The organism is Klebsiella sp. P1CD1 (genome assembly GCF_003790505.1).
In the GTDB taxonomy this organism is placed as follows: domain Bacteria; phylum Pseudomonadota; class Gammaproteobacteria; order Enterobacterales; family Enterobacteriaceae; genus Klebsiella; species Klebsiella variicola.
The window spans coordinates 61,392-77,754 of record NZ_CP033631.1 but is presented as its reverse complement, the minus strand read 5'-3'; the positions used below and the strand labels follow the sequence as shown (position 1 = coordinate 77,754).

The window sequence follows — 16,363 nt, the reverse complement described above, 5'->3', positions numbered from 1 at the left end:
AAAAAACCCCGCTCGGTTTGCGCCGGCGGGGTTTGGAATTCGTGTTGTTCCGGACCCTACGGCGCGTTGCCGACGACGACCACCACAGACACGACGACCACCGCGGCTGGCGCGGTTTTTAGTAGGGTCGAAGCGATCAGGGTTGCGTTCATTAGGGACCTGTTGTGTCGAAAAATAAGCTGAATTTATACAAACACAGGTTTTACGATTTCACAATGGATTTATTTTCATCCACGATAATTTGCGTGAAAGATCACAATTCGGCGCAAAAGGGCAGAAAACAAAAAACCCCGCCGGAGCGAGGTTTTTATCAGCATGGTTACAGGTGGTAGCCGCAAGCACACTGTATTACGTCAACGCCAAAAGTATACGCGATCGCTGCAGTTCGCGCAATTTAAGGTCGGTTTTTCTCTGTCATAGAGTATGGATGAGAGGGGCGTATTTGTCCAAAAAATACTGTTCATCCATACAGTATTTATCTATACTGGGTGTGTTCACTTTGTGCCATTCGGGGGCCGCAAGTTTGACCGGCGCAACGAAGTCCTGGCTGAAACGGGTGGTGCCGTCAGTGCCTTAACCCCGAGAGAGCACACTGTGTTACGTCAACAACGTGCAGTCACTGGCCCGCGCGGCAACGCGTGGCTCAGCGCTGCGCACCCCTGTCGTTGCAGGCGGCGGGCCGGGAAGCCGTTCATGGAAAGGATGAACTATCGGCCAGGGCAGACGCCGCCGGCGACAGGCAGGGATAAGCTGGCAACGGGCAGCGGAAAGGTACGTCAGCTTATTGTGCTCCTTAACCACAGGAGACGCGCGTATGGGCGGAATGGATATTATTATTTTAATCCTGAAACTCATGGTTGCTGTGTTGCAACTACTTGATGCAGTCCTGAAACAGTTCCGCTGATTCAGGTTCAAGTCGCACCTGAGGGGGGCGGGAAACCGCCCCCCTGCAGGCGCCCGCCGGGCGTCCCGGGATGACTTGATGGAGGAAACTATGCCACCCCTGTTAATTGCCGCCACAACGCCGGACGATCCGGGGTTCGTTGCGCTGCGCACTGAAAGCCTTGAACAGCATTTCAACATGCTGCGCCGCCTGGCGGAAAACTGGCAGAGCGGCAAAAACCGCTTTAACGCGCCGGGCGAAACGCTGCTGGGCGCCTTCGTCAACCACCAGCTGGTAGGGGTATGCGGCATCAATAGCGATCCCTTCAGTCCGCAGCCGCGGGTTGGGCGCATTCGCCATCTCTACATTAGCGAACGTTACCGTCGCCGGGGCATCGGCCAGCAGCTGCTGGTCTCGGTCATTACCCACTCCAGCGCCTGGTTCGATTTTCTTAACACCCATGCCCCGGCGCAGGCCTGGCCCTTTTATGAAAGGCTTGGTTTTCGCCCGGTGTACGATGAACCGCGGGTGACACATCGCCTGTTTTGTTCGCTTTAACCCCCCCGCTGGCAGGCAGCGCGGGCGCGTGTTACATTCCGGTGACCTTCACTGTTGAACCTGTCTGCGATGACCCTCACCGTATTCTGCATTTTGCTGTTCGCCGCCCTGCTGCACGCCAGCTGGAACGCTATCGTCAAAGCCAGCGGCGATAAAATGTACGCGGCGATCGGCGTCAGCGGCTCGGCCGCGCTGATCGCCCTGGTGATGCTGCCCTTTGCCCCGCAGCCCGCGCTTGCCAGCGCCCCCTATCTGCTGGCGTCGTGCGCGTTACAGGTGGTGTATACGGTGCTGGTGGCGAAGACCTATCAGGTGTCGGATATGAGCCAGACCTACCCGCTGATGCGCGGCACCGCGCCGCTGCTGGTCGCGGCGATAAGCGTGCTGTTCCTAGGCGATCGTCTGTCGCCGCTGGCCTGGCTGGGCATCGGCGTTATCTGCCTGGCGATTCTGGCGATGGCCTTTCACGGCAGCGTTAGCTCCCGCAAAGGCATCGTGCTGGCGCTCATCAACGCCTGCTTTATCGCGGGATATACACTGGTGGACGGCACCGGCGTCCGGCTGGCGGGCTCGGCGCTAGGCTACACCCTGTGGACCTTTTTTATGAACGGTTTCTGCCTGCTGTGCTGGGCCATGGTGGCGCGACGGCGAGAGGCCAGTCGTTATTTACGTCAGCACTGGAAAAAGGGCATCCTCGGCGGTGTCGGCACCATGGGCTCCTACGGCCTGGCACTATGGGCGATGACCCAGGCCCCGCTGGCGGTGGTCGCCGCGCTACGTGAAACCTCCATTCTGTTCGGCGCGCTGATCGCCTTTATCGTTCTGAAAGAACAACTGATGCCGCTGCGCATCGTGGCCGCCTGCGGGATTGCCGCCGGGGCGATCCTCCTGCGCCTGGCGTAGCCTGAAATGGCAACATTAGTTGCCGTTCCTGTTTACATAATCTGCCTGGAATTCCCTCAACAATCGGCGCTTTGCAGTTGTCCTGTCATTTTAATATGGTAGATTCCTCCATCGTTTACGGGATGTGCCAGTCACATATTCTTTATTTCTCTTTACTCGCAAAGTATTCATCGACATGAAACGGCATAAGAACTTCAATTTGTTGTTGATGCTGGTACTGCTGGTGGCCGTCGGCCAGATGGCGCAGACCATTTATATTCCGGCCATCGCCGACATGGCGGTCGCGCTGAACGTCCGCGAAGGAGCGGTACAAAGCGTGATGGCGGCCTATCTGCTGACCTATGGTATTTCACAGCTGTTCTACGGCCCGCTCTCGGACCGCGTCGGTCGCCGTCCGGTGATCCTCGTCGGGATGTCGATTTTTATGCTGGCGACGCTGGTAGCTATTACCACCCATAGCCTGCCGGTGCTGATCGCCGCCAGCGCCATGCAGGGGATGGGCACCGGGGTCGGCGGCGTAATGGCGCGCACCCTGCCCCGCGACCTGTACGAAGGCGCGCAGCTGCGTCATGCCAATAGCCTGTTAAATATGGGTATTCTGGTCAGCCCGCTGATTGCGCCGCTGCTCGGCGGCATCCTCGACACTCTGTGGAGCTGGCGCGCCTGCTACGCCTTCTTGCTGGTGCTGTGCGCGGGCGTGACCTTCAGCATGGCGAAGTGGATGCCGGAAACGCGCCCGGAAGGGGCGCCACGCACCAAACTCCTGACCAGCTACAAAACGCTGTTCGGTACCGGGGCGTTTAACTGCTATCTGCTGATGCTGATCGGCGGCCTGGCCGGGATTGCGGTGTTCGAAGCCTGTTCCGGGGTGCTGATGGGCGCGGTGCTCGGCCTGAGCAGCATGGCGGTGAGTATTCTGTTTATTCTGCCGATCCCGGCGGCGTTCTTCGGCGCGTGGTTTGCCGGCCGGCCGAACAAGCGTTTCCCGACGCTGATGTGGCAGTCGGTGATCTGCTGCCTGCTGGCAGGTTTGATGATGTGGATCCCTGGACTGCTGGGCATCATGACCGTCTGGACCCTGCTGGTGCCGGCGGCGCTGTTCTTCTTCGGCGCCGGGATGTTATTCCCGCTGGCCACCAGCGGCGCGATGGAGCCGTTCCCGTTTCTCGCCGGAACCGCCGGGGCCCTGGTGGGCGGCTTGCAGAATATCGGCTCCGGCGTGCTGGCCTGGTTGTCGGCGATGATGCCGCAAACTGGTCAGGGCAGCCTCGGCCTGCTGATGATGCTGATGGGCCTGTTGATTCTGCTGTGCTGGCTGCCGCTGGCCTCGCGCTTCACCCACCATCAGCAGCCGGTATAAGCGCGGCGGTCGTTCCCCGGATGGCGGCTGACGCCTTATCCGGGCTACCGGACGGGTCGTCTGTAGGCCCGCGTAAGCGCAGCGCCGTCATTTTGCCGGGTGGCGGCTCACGCCTTACCCGGCCTGGCCAACAACACAGAGGGGTAGCCCGGCTCATTTTCAGGTCAGGCTATGCAGCCACTCGATAAAGGCGTCGATTTTCGGCCACTGACGGCCCGGCAGGGTCGTCACGTAATAATGCTGATGGCATTTCAGCGTCATGTCGCCAAAAGGCGCAATCAGCTCGCCGCTCTCCAGCCGCTTCTGCACCAGCCGTTTACGTCCCATCGCCACCCCTACATGGTTCATCGCCGCAATAACCGCTAAATCGGATCGATCGAAGCCGATGCCCGACGATGGCGGCAGTTCCACCGCAAATTTCTGCGCCCAGCTATACCACTCATCGGTCCCCGAGTCGTTGCTCCATGCCTGGCGATCGTGGAGCAGCGTACAGTGGCGCAGACTGGCAGGATTTGACGTTAACTGCAGCTGGCGGGCGTAATTCGGCGTACATACCGGCACGATCGCCTCATCCATCAGAAAATGATGGCTCAGCTGCGACGACGGCGCATCATCAAAATAGATTGCCAGATCGATACCCGCCCGCTGCAGGTTGACGTTATCGTTGCCGGTCAGCACAGTCAGCGAGATGGCCGGGTAGCGGTGAGTGAAATCCCCCAGCGCCGGCACCAGCCAGCATTGGGCTATCGACGGGCGCGAATAGACCGTCAGGCTGCCAGAGAGCTCCTGGTTTTTGATGTCCAGAATCTCCTGATTGAGGCCATCCAGCGACGACTTCAGCGCCCAGTAAACGCGCTTCCCTTCTCGCGTCAGCTCCACTTTGCGGTGCGAGCGGACAAAGAGCTGGATCCCCAGCTCCTCTTCCAGCTGATTAATCCGGTGACTGACGGCGCTTGGGGTGAGCGCAAGCTCGTCTGCGGCCAGGGCGAACGACTCGTGCCGCGCCGCCACCTCAAACGTCGACAGCCTGGAGAGTTGCCAGCCGTTGAGCAACCGGGTACCTAAGGTTTTGAGTACATCCATTATGCGCTCCTGGCAAAAAAGGGGATCTGGATGATAAAAAAATAACGCCAGAACTTCCGCTCAAGGATGAATTAATTTGACCCATAGCATATTCATAGGTCGATTTTAGAGCTAAATCACCTTTTTGATTCAATTTGACTCACCTGAAAGGCCATTTATATCGTTTGTCAGCCCATGCCGAGTTTCTGTTCAATAACCACACGTTACTTACGGCGAGGTGGGGTATGGAATCGCAAATCTGGGTTGTGAGCACGCTGCTGATTAGCATCGTGTTAATCGTCTTAACGATCGTCAAACTGAAGTTTCATCCGTTTCTGGCGCTGCTGCTGGCGAGCTTTTTCGTCGGGGCGATGATGGGGATGGGCCCGCTGGAGATGGTCAACGCCATTGAGAGTGGGATCGGCGGCACGCTGGGCTTCCTGGCGGCGGTGATCGGTCTCGGTACCATCCTCGGCAAGATGATGGAAGTCTCCGGCGCGGCGGAGCGCATCGGCCTGACGCTGCAGCGCTGCCGCTGGCTGTCGGCGGACGTGATTATGGTGCTGGTCGGCCTGATCTGCGGTATTACCCTGTTTGTCGAAGTCGGCGTGGTGCTGCTGATCCCGCTGGCGTTCTCCATCGCTAAAAAAACCAATACCTCGCTGCTGAAGCTGGCTATTCCGCTGTGTACGGCCCTGATGGCGGTGCATTGTGTGGTGCCGCCGCATCCGGCTGCGCTGTTCGTGGCGAATAAACTGGGCGCCGATATCGGGACGGTTATCGTCTATGGCCTGCTGGTCGGTCTGATCGCCTCGCTGGTCGGCGGCCCGCTGTTCCTCAGGCTGCTCGGCAACCGCCTGCCGTTTAAATCGGTGCCAGCCGAGTTTTCCAACCTCGACGTTCGCGAAGAATCGACGCTGCCCTCGCTCGGCGCTACGCTATTTACCGTGTTGTTACCGATTGGGCTGATGCTGGTGAAAACCGTCGCTGAACTGAATATGGCGCAAGGCGGCACGCTGTATACAGTGCTGGAATTTATCGGCAACCCCATCACCGCGATGTTTATTGCCGTTTTTGTCGCCTATTACATTCTCGGCATTCGTCGGCAGATGGGGATGGGCGTCCTGCTGACTCATACTGAAAACGGCTTCGGATCGATCGCCAACATCCTGCTGATTATTGGCGCTGGCGGCGCGTTCAACGCGATTTTGAAATCCAGCGGCCTGGCCGATAGCCTGGCGGTGATCCTCTCGAATCTGCATATGCATCCGATTCTGCTGGCCTGGCTGGTGGCGCTTATCCTGCACGCCGCCGTCGGCTCCGCTACCGTGGCGATGATGGGCGCTACCGCCATCGTTGCGCCGATGCTGCCGCTTTATCCTGGCGTAAGCCCGGAGATCATCGCCATTGCCATCGGTTCCGGCGCCATTGGCTGCACGATCGTCACCGATTCCCTGTTCTGGCTGGTAAAACAGTACTGCGGCGCCAGCCTCAGCGAAACGTTCAAGTACTACACGACAGCGACATTTATCGCGTCACTACTTGCACTGGCCGCCACCTTCCTGCTTTCTTTCATTATCTGAGCGCAAAGAGACGTATGATGAAACACGCTGACCTGACCACCTTAACCGCGACCTTCCCGCTTGTGCAGGATCTGATCGCCCTGAAAGAAACCACCTGGTTTAACCCGGCCACCACCACCCTGGCGCAAGGGTTACCTTACGTCGGTCTGACCGCCGACGATGTGCAAGACGCCCATGCCCGCCTTCAGCGCTTCGCGCCCTATCTGGCGGAAGCTTTCCCGGAAACGGCCGCCAGCGGCGGGATTATCGAATCGGAAGTGGTTGCCATTCCGGCAATGAAACGCAGCCTTGAGCAAAAGTTCGGCCAGCCGATTAGCGGCGATCTGCTGCTGAAAAAAGACAGCCACCTGCCGATTTCGGGTTCCATTAAGGCGCGTGGCGGGATTTATGAAGTGCTGACCCATGCGGAAAAGCTGGCGCTGGAGGCCGGACTGCTCACCACCGCAGATGATTATCGCAAATTGCTGACACCGGAATTTAAACAGTTCTTCAGCCAGTACAGCATCGCTGTCGGCTCCACCGGCAACCTCGGGATGTCGATCGGCATCATGAGCGCGCGCATCGGCTTTAAGGTTACGGTACATATGTCGGCGGATGCCCGGGCGTGGAAAAAAGCCAAACTGCGCAGCCACGGCGTGACGGTCATTGAGTACGAAGAGGACTACGGCGTCGCCGTCGAACAGGGGCGCAAGGCAGCGGAATCCGACCCGAACTGCTTTTTCATTGATGATGAAAACTCGCGCACGCTGTTCCTCGGCTATGCCGTAGCCGGCGAGCGCCTGAAGGCGCAGTTTGCCAAAGCAGGGCGCGTGGTCGATGCCGATCACCCGCTGTTCGTCTACCTGCCGTGCGGCGTTGGCGGCGGCCCCGGCGGCGTGGCATTCGGCCTGAAGCTGGCCTTCGGCGACCACGTTCACTGCCTGTTCGCCGAACCGACCCACTCGCCCTGCATGCTGCTCGGCGTCTATACCGGGCTCCACGACCAGATAGCGGTGCAGGATTTAGGCATTGATAACCTGACCGCCGCCGACGGTCTGGCGGTCGGCCGGGCGTCCGGGTTCGTTGGCCGGGCAATGGAGCGCCTGCTCGACGGGTTCTATACCCTTGATGATCAGACGATGTACGACATGCTGGGCTGGCTGGCGACAGCGGAAAACATTCGCCTTGAACCGTCCGCGCTGGCCGGAATGGCCGGGCCGCAGCGGGTCTGCGCCAGCCAGGCGTACCATCAGCTACAAGGTCTGAGTGAACAACAGCTGCAGCAGGCCACCCACCTGGTGTGGGCCACCGGCGGCGGCATGGTGCCGGAAGAGGAGATGGCGCAATATCTGGCGAAGGGGCGCTAATCTTCAGCGCAGCAGCGGCATCAGCGCCTCTGGCGGCCGCTGCTGTCGGCGCAGGTCCCGCATCACTCGCATATAGGGCCCGCTAAGATCGTAGAACTGCCGGTAACCCGCGCACAGCGGGTCTTCCTGTTCGCCGCAGCGGCACAGGCGCAACCACGGGCAGCCGTAGCAGGTACTGTTGGCCGCTGGCGCGCCTGGCTGGGTCAGCGTCTCGCCGCACCAGGCGCTCAGCGTCTCACTAAACAGCAAAATATGGATGCGCCCAATATCTTCCCGCACCCAGCGGTGAAAGACAGCACAGAGAAACTCCCCCCAGAGCGCGGCGTCGCCGGCCGCCAGCTGCGGAATAAAATGGATAGCGGTGAGCCCCTGTTGACGCAGTTGTGCATAGAACGCCTGCGGCTGATGGCAATGATGCGCCTCCACCACGACAGCCTGAAAGGGTGTGTCATGTTGCTGGCCGGGGGCATGAGTGAGAGGCAAATTCGCCGGACATCCTGTCATGACATATCCCTAATGAATAAAACGATCGGTTGAAGGTGAGTAACAGCAAACAGGAATGCCAGAGAAAGTACTGCGAGTGCGATCAAAAATTTGTCACGAACCGCCCGCGGCTGTAAAAAATCGCTATCGTCGACGTCCATCAGATGACGACGGCGGGTATAGCCCCAGAGGATCACCGCCACTATCGCCAACACGCCGATCGACAGCCAGAACGGCAGGCCGGCGCGGTGCCAGCTGTGTTTAATCGCCAGCGCCATCAGCGCGCCATAGCCCAACAGAGTGCGAAACCAGGCCAGCGAGGTGCGCTCTGGCTGTAGTCCCGGATCGCCTTCCCGCCGCGCCCGGCGTTTATCCGCCATACACCACCAGCAGCATCACCGCGGCCACCACCGCCAACAGCAGGATGCTAATCACCAGCAGCGTGCGGGTATAGGGAAGGTCCTGTTTCAGACGCATCGCTTTCTCGTTATTCAGCCAGCGCAGATAGCCATAGATGGCCATGCCGCCGGCAAAGAGACACAGCAGCAGGGCAAGAATTTCACGGATCAGCGGCGTGGCAAAGTCCGGCGCTAACTGGTCAAGGCCGACGCCGGCGGCGAGAAAACCGAGCGCCGTGCGGATCCACGCCAGAAAGGTGCGTTCGTTAGCCAGCGAAAAGCGGTAATCCGGCGCTTCGCCGAGGCGGGAGATTTTCATTACAGTTCCTTGTTCATCGCGCTGCAGGCTTCAGCATAGCGTAAATCAGGAACCGGGGAGAAGAACCGGCGCCCCGCGGGCGCCGGTCAAACAGCGGGGATTAATGCAGCTCAGGCCAGTAATCTTTGTTGGCCGCAATCAGGTCGTCGAGGATCGCTTTCGCCACCGAGGCGCTCGGTACGGTTTTCGACAGGGTAATCGCCTGCCACAGCTTGTGGTAAGAGCGCTGCTCCCAGGCATCGACCACCAGTTTTTCCACTGCTACCTGCTGGCTCATCATCCCTTTCTGGAAGTGCGGGATGTCGCCAACCGTCAGCGGTTCCGGTCCGTTGTGACCCACCAGACAAGGGATCTCCACCATCGCGTCAGCGTCAAAGTTATGGATCGCGCCGTTGTTTGGCACAATCAGCAGCATCCTTTCCTGCGTATTAAAGGCGATGGCCGTCGCCAGATCGACGATATACGACGCATGCTCGTCAATCTCCAGATCGCCAGCGGTGGATTTCCCGGCGGCAATAATCGCCCGGCAGGCGCTGAAGACGTTTTTCTCCCGATGATCCATCACCTCATTGGCGCGAGTACGCTCCGGGTTGGAGTGAGCCACCACGTAGTCCGGGAACAGGTAATATTTCAGGTAGGTGTTCGGCATGGTCTGCGGATCCAGCGCCTGCACGTCTTTCGCTTTAGCAAAGGTATCGTTCCAGCTGGCCTCGGTGTGCGGATCGTTAGAGGGCGGCACATAGCCATATTTCGCCACATATTCACGCAGTTTCGGCATCAAATCGTTGCCGTCGAGGTCCTCAATCGATGTCCACCAGCCGAAGTGATTGAGGCCGTAGTAGCGCACGCGCATCTGTTTGCGATCTTTGAGGCCGACAATCTGTGCCATCCGCCCTTCAATGCCGATCGGCATATCGCAGATATTGAGGATTTTGGCGTTCGGCCGCAGACGTCGGGTGGCTTCCGCCACAATCGCCGCCGGGTTGGAGTAGTTAAGCATCCAGGCGTTCGGCGAATATTTTTCCATATAATCCACCAGCTCCAGCACGCCGCCGATAGAGCGCATACCGTAGGCGATCCCCCCCGGACCGCAGGTCTCCTGGCCCAGCACGCCGTGGCGCAGCGGGATTTTCTCATCCTGTTCACGCATCGGATATTTACCGACGCGGATATGTGCCATGACGAAATCAACATCGGTAAACGCCGCCTGCGGATCGGTGGTATAGCTGAATTCAATCTCCGGCGCCTGCTCTTTGAGGATCACTTTGCACGCCTCGGCGATGGTCTCCTGACGCGCGCCGTCGTTGTCGTAAAATTTCAGCGACCGCAACGGAAAACGATCCTGGTTTGCCAGCAGCATCAGAACAATGCCCGGGGTGAAGGTGCTGCCGCCGCCTGCGATAACAACTGAGAATTTTTTCATGATACTGCCTCCGTCATGGTGGTATGTTCGGTCGAAAGAGAATCTTTCATCAGGTTTTCCAGCTGGTCGCGCACCTGGGGAACGTGCAGGCCGACGATGACCTGAATCCCGTTGCCGCGGCGTACTACCCCGTGGGCGCCCAGCGCTTTAAAGACGTCGTCACTTTGCGTTTTCGCCATATCGACCAGCGCGATGCGCAGTCGGGTGGCGCAGTTGTTGATGCTTTCAATGTTGTCGGCGCTGCCGAGGGCCTGCAGGAAGCCAGCGGCCTGACCCAGCCGGGTCTCTGGCGCGGCGGCGGCCGTGGTTTTACCTCGTGCCGCCTGGTAATCGGCCTTGCTGTAGAGCTTGATTTCGCTCTCTTCCCGGCCAGGCGTCTTCAGGTTCAGACGCAGGATCAGGGTGCGGAAGACCACGAAGTAGAGGGCGGTGAAACAGAGGCCGATGCCTATCTGAATGAACATCATCGAGGCGTGGTGATGGAACATCGGGATCCAGTTTTGCGGCAAGAACTGGTCGAGCAGACCGCCGCCGAAATTGCCTACCACGCCGCAGATGTACATCACCGTCGCCATGGTCGCCGCCAGCACCGCGTGAACGGCGAACAGCAGCGGCGAGATGAACAGGAAGGTGAACTCCAGCGGTTCGGTGATCCCGACCAGCATCGCGGTCAGGGTGGCGGGGATCAGCAGGCCGGCGACCTTGACGCGATTTTCCGGCGCGGCAGTGAAGTAGAGCGCCAGCGCAATCCCCACCGAACCAAACACTTTCGAGTTACCGTGCAGAGCAAAGCCGCCCTCCGGGAACAACGTCTTCAGCGGTTCCGTACTCTGACTGAACGCCTGCAGATGCTCCGCCCAGTAGACCTGCAGACCGCCCTCCACCACCGCCGGGCCAAAGATGAACGGGCCATAGACGAAGTGGTGCAGGCCGGTGGGGATCAGAATGCGCTCAAGGAAGATGTAGACCCACACCCCAAGCGCCCCGGCTGAGCGCAGGAAGGCCTGCAGCGATTCAATGCCCAGCTGAACCTTTGGCCAGCCGAGCAGGGTCAACCAGGCACAGGGGATCATCGCGAGGAAAGCGACAATGACCACAAACGATGATCCCTGAAAGATGCCGAGGAACACCGGCAGGGGTTTATCGAAATAGCGATTGTGCAGGGCCGTCACCAGACCGGAGATGACGATGGCGCCGATAATGCTGGTGTCGAGGGTTTTGATCCCGGCAATCATCGTCAGGCCGCTGCCTGCCGTGGGTTCAACGGAAAAGTCGACGCCGAAGAAGTGGCCCCAGGTCATCCCCATGGCGTTAATAAAGTAGTTCCAGGTGAGAAAACTCACCAGCACCGCCAGACAGGCCCGGCCCTGGGCCTGTTTCGCCAGGCCGATCGGCAGACCGACGGCGAAAATCAGCGGCATATTACGAAAGACGGTCCAGCCGCCCTCTTCAATGATGTGAACGATCTGGGCAAACAGGCTGTCGGGTGCGGTCAGCGCTTCGCCGACGAACATCGGGTTGCGCAGCATGATGGCGATACCGACCACGATTCCGGCAAAAGGAAACAACAAAACCGGAGTAAACATGGCGCCGCCAAAGCGTTGTATTTGACTGAGCATTTGAAAATCCTCATGTAACAACTCGTAGGGTGAGTGGCCTTCTTTTTCTTGATTACCGGCCTGACTCGAGAATAGAAATTTGCCCGTCCGACAACATGTCGCGCCGTTGCGATTCGTGATCCCATTCATGGTTTTAATTTGGCCAAAGTTGTCTACTTCAATAACCAAAGTTAGACATCGATAAGTCAAACAGTGGAATTAACGAAATGAATGAGTATTAATTACTTGTAATAAATCTATTTTTTTAACGAAAAGAGAAGACAGCGACATTCCACTTTCCTGCACAAGAGGACTACTGGTGATCTACAAATCCATTGCTGACCGCCTGCGGCTGCGGCTGAATTCCGCCGACTTCGCCATCGGTAGCCCGCTACCGGGAGAGAAAAAACTGGCCGAGGAGTTCGGGGTGGCGCGCATGACTATCCGCAAAGCCATCGACCTGCTGGTGGACTGGGGATTGGTTGTGCGTCGCCACGGCTCGGGGACGTTCGTGGCGCGTAAGGACGTCCATCATGAAACCAGCAATCTCACTGGCCTGGCGGAAGTGCTGCGCAAGCAGGGTAAAGAGGTGGTGAGTCAGGTGCTGGCCTTCGAGGTGATGCCTGCTCCGCCGGCCATCGCCAGCCTGCTGCGGATTAAAATTGATGAACGGATCTACTTCTCACGGCGGGTGCGCTACGTCGATGGCAAGCCGCTGATGCTGGAGGATAGCTATATGCCAGTGAAGCTGTTCCGCAACCTGTCGCTGAGCCATCTGGAGGGTTCGAAATTTGATTATATTGAGAAGGAGTGCGGGATCATCATCAGCGGGAATTATGAAACGCTGACGCCAGTGCTGGCGGACAAGCAGCTGGCGCGCTCAATGAATGTCCCTGAGCAGACGCCGCTGCTGCGTATTACCTCCCTTTCCTACAGCGACAGCGGCGAGTTTCTTAACTATTCCGTCATGTTCCGCAACGCCAGCGAGTATCAGGTGGATTACCACCTGCGCCGCGTCCAGGCGCAAAGCCCGCTAGCTCAGCCCCCAGAACAGCACGGCGAGTAGCTGCGGGGTGATAATCCGCAGGAACATCACCAGCGGATAGACGGTGGCGTAAGAGAGCGCCGCCGCGCCGCTGGTGGCGTGCAGATTGTTGGCGAAGGCCAGCGCCGGTGGGTCGGTCATGGAGCCGGCCAGCATGCCGCACAGCGTCAGATAGTTCATTTTTGCCAGCATGCGCGCGAGAATGCCTACCGTTAGCAGCGGAATGGCGGTGATGAAAATGCCGTAGGCGATCCAGCTCAGGCCCTCGCCCTGGGTCAGAGTGGCGACAAAGTCGCCCCCCGATTTTAGCCCGACCACCGCCAGAAACAGCACGATCCCCAGCTCGCGCAGCGCCAGGTTGGCGCTCGGCGGCATAAACCAGTACAGCTTGCCGATGCTGCCGATACGCCCGAGGATCAGCGCCATAATCAGCGGCCCACCGGCCAGCCCCAGCTTCAGTGCGGCAGGAAAGCCGGGAATAAACAACGGGATAGACCCCAGTAGTACCCCGAGTCCGATGCCGATAAACACCGGCAGCATCTGGACCTGCTGCAGCTTCTGCTGAGCGTTACCCAGTTCGGCGGCCACGGCGTCAATCGCCTCCTGACGACCGACCAGGTTGAGGATGTCACCAAACTGCAGGCTGGCGCTGCTGCTGGCCACCAGCTCGACGCCAGCGCGATTCAGCCGGGAGATCACCACGTCATAGCGCTGTTTGACGTGCAGATCGCGTATTTTCTTCCCCAGCACTTTTTCGTTAGTGACCACCACCCGCTCGACTTTCAGATCGGTGCCGCGCGTCGACAGCGAGGTGGCCACCTCCTGGCCAATCACCAGCTGCGCATTGTGCAGATCCTCCGGTCGCCCCACCAGGTGCAACAGGTCGCCCGCCTGAATAAGGGTGCCCGGAGCAGGTACCATCAACAGCTCACCGCGCTTCAGCCGAGAACAGACGATGTTGTCGCTATTGAGCATCGGCACATCCTGAATCGCCATCTGGTTGAGGTTGGGGTTCTCCACCCGCACGTTAATGGTGTGCAAATGAGCGTGGCCGTTGCCGCTGCTCTCCTCAAACCGCTGGGCCTCTTTCTCCACATTGATTCGGAAGAACAGGCGCACCAGCCACATGGTCAGCAGAATGCCGCAGATGCCGAACGGATACGCCATCGCGTAACTCATCCCCATCTGATCGACCACCTCGAACGGTACGCCGAGATCGCGGAGAATTTGCTGCCCGGCCCCCAGCGCTGGCGTGTTGGTCACCGCACCGGAGAAGATACCGAGCACCACCGGGAGAGGAATATCGAACAGTTTATGCAGCACCGCGGTCACCAGGCCGCCGAGGATAACAATAAGGATAGCGACCAGATTGAGCCGCAGGCCTGAGACCCGCAGCGAGGCGAAAAAGCCCGGCCCCACCTGAATACCGATGGTGTAGACGAACAGGATCAAGCCGAATTCCTGAATAAAATGCAGCATCGGGCTGCTGAGGGCGACACCCGCCTGATCGACAAAGTGGCCGACAATAATCCCGCCAAACAGGACACCGCCAATGCCAAAGCCGACGCCGCGGATTTTGACATTGCCGATCCACAACCCCACTACCGCCACCAGCGCCAGCACGCTAACCGTCAATGCTATCTCACTCATGGTATCGTCCCTGTGAATAACACCATTAACTACAGGGATTATGACCGCTGCCAGGTGGGTTGTATGCCGCCTGGCGCACAATACCAGCAAACAGACCGGCACAAAAAAGCCCCGAAAAACGGGGCCTTATCAGTAGGTTACTTTATTAGCTATTTAGCGCCGGTCGTTCGCTGATGGCGATACGCTGCGGGGCAATCTGCTCAGGCTCATTGCGGGTCAGATCGATATGCAGCAGGCCATTGGTGAAGGTCGCGCCAGAGACCTCCATGTTGTCGGCGAGGGTGAAGCTCAGGCTGAAGGCCTGGCTCACCAGCCCCTGGTGCAGCCATGTGGTCTCTTTTTCCGGCTGCTGCGGCGTGCCTTTCACCACCAGACGGGTGCCTTCCAGTTGAATATCCAGATCTTCCTGACGGAAACCGGCCAGCGCAAGGGTAATGCGATAGTGGTTATCGTCGCTTTTTTCGATGTTATAGGGCGGGAAGCTCTGGCTTTCACCGGCGGTTTGCAGGGCGTTGGCCAGTTTGTCAAAACCGATCCATTGACGCAGCAGGGGGGATAAATCGTAGTTACGCATAGTGTTTTCTCCTTCTAAGAAGCGAGTGAATACCTGCGAATTTTGTAAATTCGCATCTGCTCCCTGACGGCGAGCAGGTTGTGACATCAGGCCGCCACGCGGCCTGAAACGGACAATTAGTTGATTTCGATGCGGCGCGGCTTGTTCGCTTCCGGGATCACGCGTTCCAGATCGATATACAGCAGGCCGTTCACCAGGTTGGCGCCGCGGACGTGAATATTTTCCGCCAGCTGGAATTTGCGCTCGAAGTTGCGCTCGGCGATCCCCTGATACAGGTAGGTCCGCTCTTTCTGCTCGGCGGCGTGGGCGCCTTTGACGATCAGCAGATTGTCCTGGGCCGTGATCTCCAGCTCGCTTTCAGCAAAGCCAGCCACCGCGATAGCGATGCGATAGTGGTTTTCGTCTACCAGCTCGACGTTATACGGAGGGTAGCCGCCGTTGCTCTGGCTTTGATTGTTTTCCAGCAGGTTGAACAGGCGGTCGAAACCAATGGCTGAACGATATAGCGGGGAAAGATCGAAGTTACGCATAGTAAATAGCTCCTGAAAATCAGCGAGAATCAAATGACCTTCCATCGTGGACAGGCCGCGGTAATCCGGAATACCCCTCAGGCGTATTCTCAGTGGGTTACACCTATAAAATGGGTTTCTCCCCGTGCTTTTCAAGGGATTGAGGGCGAATTTTTTTGCAGTTTGCCGATGATTGCTTAGACTGGGGGGAGGAGCACAAAAAGCAAAGTGCGATGCCCGCCACAGTGCGGCGCAATAACGCTATGCATTCACGGGTTGGCCCGATATAACCGCTGGAAGGTTATCTCAACGCCCGAAACGACGATGGAAGAACAATGAAAAGCAGACGACTGTTAAAGCTGGTCCTGTTCAGCGGGATAATAAGCCTGAGCGGTTGCTCCAGCGTAATGTCACATACCGGTGGCAAAGAGGGAACCTATCCGGGCACGCGATCCAGTGCGCAAACGCTGGGAGACAGCGATACCAACTGGGGTGTGAAATCACTGGTGGCGCTGGACATGCCGTTCACCGCCGTCATGGATACCCTGCTGCTGCCGTGGGATATGTTCCGCACCGACAGCTCAATCAAATCACGGGTCGAAAAAAGCGAGAAGGCCACGCTGGCGACCAACTCGGTGATACCGCCAGCGCCGATGCCTGCCCAGTAAG

Annotated in this window: 19 protein-coding genes, 1 pseudogene and 1 other annotated feature; of the genes and pseudogenes, 9 read left to right on the top strand and 11 right to left on the bottom strand. The window is 58.5% G+C overall.

Going from position 1 to position 16,363, the window contains the following annotated elements:
* Positions 1 to 56: 56 nt before the first annotated feature.
* Positions 57 to 152, bottom strand: coding sequence for an ilvB operon leader peptide IvbL (gene ivbL / locus DTA24_RS00390; RefSeq protein ID WP_002923286.1), 96 nt, complete (start codon positions 150 to 152; stop codon positions 57 to 59).
* Positions 153 to 164: 12 nt separating this feature from the next.
* Here ivbL and DTA24_RS27845 point away from each other — a divergent pair, with 12 nt between their 5' ends.
* From DTA24_RS27845 to emrD, 5 genes are all read left to right on the top strand, one after another.
* Positions 165 to 332 carry a hypothetical protein gene (locus tag DTA24_RS27845; protein ID WP_162535969.1) on the top strand — a complete coding sequence of 56 codons (168 nt, stop codon included), beginning with the start codon at positions 165 to 167 and terminating at the stop codon, positions 330 to 332.
* Between the two features lie 452 nt (positions 333 to 784).
* Positions 785 to 904, top strand: a complete 120-nt coding sequence (tisB, locus tag DTA24_RS00385; protein ID WP_004145059.1) for a type I toxin-antitoxin system toxin TisB — start codon at positions 785 to 787, stop codon at positions 902 to 904.
* Positions 905 to 994: 90 nt separating this feature from the next.
* Entirely contained in the window at positions 995 to 1,441 is a 447-nt protein-coding gene (locus DTA24_RS00380; protein ID WP_012540266.1) for a GNAT family N-acetyltransferase, read from the top strand.
* A 69-nt stretch (positions 1,442 to 1,510) separates the two neighbouring features.
* Entirely contained in the window at positions 1,511 to 2,344 is an 834-nt protein-coding gene (locus tag DTA24_RS00375; RefSeq protein WP_012967016.1) for a DMT family transporter, read from the top strand.
* A gap of 175 nt (positions 2,345 to 2,519) precedes the next feature.
* Positions 2,520 to 3,704: a multidrug efflux MFS transporter EmrD gene (emrD, locus tag DTA24_RS00370; protein ID WP_012540264.1), complete on the top strand. Its 1,185-nt coding sequence runs from the start codon at positions 2,520 to 2,522 to the stop codon at positions 3,702 to 3,704.
* Between the two features lie 159 nt (positions 3,705 to 3,863).
* Here emrD and dsdC read toward each other — a convergent pair whose 3' ends face one another.
* Together dsdC and DTA24_RS27840 are read right to left on the bottom strand one after the other, a co-directional pair.
* The gene (gene dsdC, locus DTA24_RS00365) at positions 3,864 to 4,787 is read right to left on the bottom strand and encodes a DNA-binding transcriptional regulator DsdC (RefSeq protein WP_012967015.1); all 924 of its coding nucleotides are present in this window, start codon (positions 4,785 to 4,787) and stop codon (positions 3,864 to 3,866) included.
* Positions 4,788 to 4,800: 13 nt separating this feature from the next.
* Positions 4,801 to 4,920, bottom strand: a pseudogene (locus DTA24_RS27840) (hypothetical protein); the annotation flags it as partial.
* A 91-nt stretch (positions 4,921 to 5,011) separates the two neighbouring features.
* On the opposite strand from DTA24_RS27840, the gene dsdX reads away from it, so the two are divergent.
* Positions 5,012 to 6,349 carry a D-serine transporter DsdX gene (dsdX, locus tag DTA24_RS00355; protein WP_012967014.1) on the top strand — a complete coding sequence of 446 codons (1,338 nt, stop codon included), beginning with the start codon at positions 5,012 to 5,014 and terminating at the stop codon, positions 6,347 to 6,349.
* 17 nt (positions 6,350 to 6,366) lie between these two features.
* On the top strand, positions 6,367 to 7,695 hold the full coding sequence (gene dsdA, locus DTA24_RS00350) for a D-serine ammonia-lyase (RefSeq protein ID WP_012967013.1): 1,329 nt from the start codon (positions 6,367 to 6,369) through the stop codon (positions 7,693 to 7,695).
* A 3-nt stretch (positions 7,696 to 7,698) separates the two neighbouring features.
* Here the strand turns inward: dsdA and DTA24_RS00345 are convergent, their stop codons facing one another.
* From DTA24_RS00345 to DTA24_RS00325, 5 genes are all read right to left on the bottom strand, one after another.
* Positions 7,699 to 8,121 carry a hypothetical protein gene (locus DTA24_RS00345; RefSeq protein ID WP_032741475.1) on the bottom strand — a complete coding sequence of 141 codons (423 nt, stop codon included), beginning with the start codon at positions 8,119 to 8,121 and terminating at the stop codon, positions 7,699 to 7,701.
* A gap of 74 nt (positions 8,122 to 8,195) precedes the next feature.
* Positions 8,196 to 8,558, bottom strand: a complete 363-nt coding sequence (locus tag DTA24_RS00340) for a DUF202 domain-containing protein (RefSeq protein ID WP_008806755.1) — start codon at positions 8,556 to 8,558, stop codon at positions 8,196 to 8,198.
* On the bottom strand, positions 8,548 to 8,895 hold the full coding sequence (locus DTA24_RS00335; protein WP_002923305.1) for a YidH family protein: 348 nt from the start codon (positions 8,893 to 8,895) through the stop codon (positions 8,548 to 8,550). The genes DTA24_RS00340 and DTA24_RS00335 overlap by 11 nt, the downstream gene beginning before the upstream one ends.
* Before the next feature lie 100 nt (positions 8,896 to 8,995).
* Complete coding sequence (locus DTA24_RS00330; RefSeq protein WP_008806754.1) at positions 8,996 to 10,318, bottom strand: 6-phospho-alpha-glucosidase; 1,323 nt, start codon at positions 10,316 to 10,318, stop codon at positions 8,996 to 8,998.
* Positions 10,315 to 11,937 carry an alpha-glucoside-specific PTS transporter subunit IIBC gene (locus DTA24_RS00325; RefSeq protein ID WP_123836512.1) on the bottom strand — a complete coding sequence of 541 codons (1,623 nt, stop codon included), beginning with the start codon at positions 11,935 to 11,937 and terminating at the stop codon, positions 10,315 to 10,317. The genes DTA24_RS00330 and DTA24_RS00325 overlap by 4 nt, the downstream gene beginning before the upstream one ends.
* A 298-nt stretch (positions 11,938 to 12,235) precedes the next feature.
* On the opposite strand from DTA24_RS00325, the gene DTA24_RS00320 reads away from it, so the two are divergent.
* Positions 12,236 to 12,982 carry a GntR family transcriptional regulator gene (locus DTA24_RS00320; RefSeq protein WP_008806752.1) on the top strand — a complete coding sequence of 249 codons (747 nt, stop codon included), beginning with the start codon at positions 12,236 to 12,238 and terminating at the stop codon, positions 12,980 to 12,982.
* Here DTA24_RS00320 and DTA24_RS00315 read toward each other — a convergent pair.
* The 3 genes from DTA24_RS00315 to ibpA form a co-directional block, all read right to left on the bottom strand.
* On the bottom strand, positions 12,950 to 14,611 hold the full coding sequence (locus tag DTA24_RS00315) for a putative transporter (RefSeq protein WP_123836511.1): 1,662 nt from the start codon (positions 14,609 to 14,611) through the stop codon (positions 12,950 to 12,952). The two genes, DTA24_RS00320 and DTA24_RS00315, sit on opposite strands and share 33 nt — an antisense overlap.
* A 145-nt stretch (positions 14,612 to 14,756) precedes the next feature.
* Complete coding sequence (gene ibpB / locus DTA24_RS00310; protein ID WP_008806750.1) at positions 14,757 to 15,185, bottom strand: small heat shock chaperone IbpB; 429 nt, start codon at positions 15,183 to 15,185, stop codon at positions 14,757 to 14,759.
* Between the two features lie 116 nt (positions 15,186 to 15,301).
* Positions 15,302 to 15,715, bottom strand: a complete 414-nt coding sequence (gene ibpA, locus DTA24_RS00305; protein WP_004151523.1) for a small heat shock chaperone IbpA — start codon at positions 15,713 to 15,715, stop codon at positions 15,302 to 15,304.
* Positions 15,709 to 15,784: a sequence feature (ROSE (Repression Of Heat Shock gene Expression) occurs in the 5'-region of heat shock genes and acts as an RNA thermometer to modulate expression.), on the bottom strand. It overlaps the preceding gene by 7 nt.
* Positions 15,785 to 16,029: 245 nt before the next feature.
* Here ibpA and DTA24_RS00300 point away from each other — a divergent pair.
* The gene (locus DTA24_RS00300; RefSeq protein WP_004151524.1) at positions 16,030 to 16,362 is read left to right on the top strand and encodes a YceK/YidQ family lipoprotein; all 333 of its coding nucleotides are present in this window, start codon (positions 16,030 to 16,032) and stop codon (positions 16,360 to 16,362) included.
* Position 16,363 lies beyond the last annotated feature (1 nt).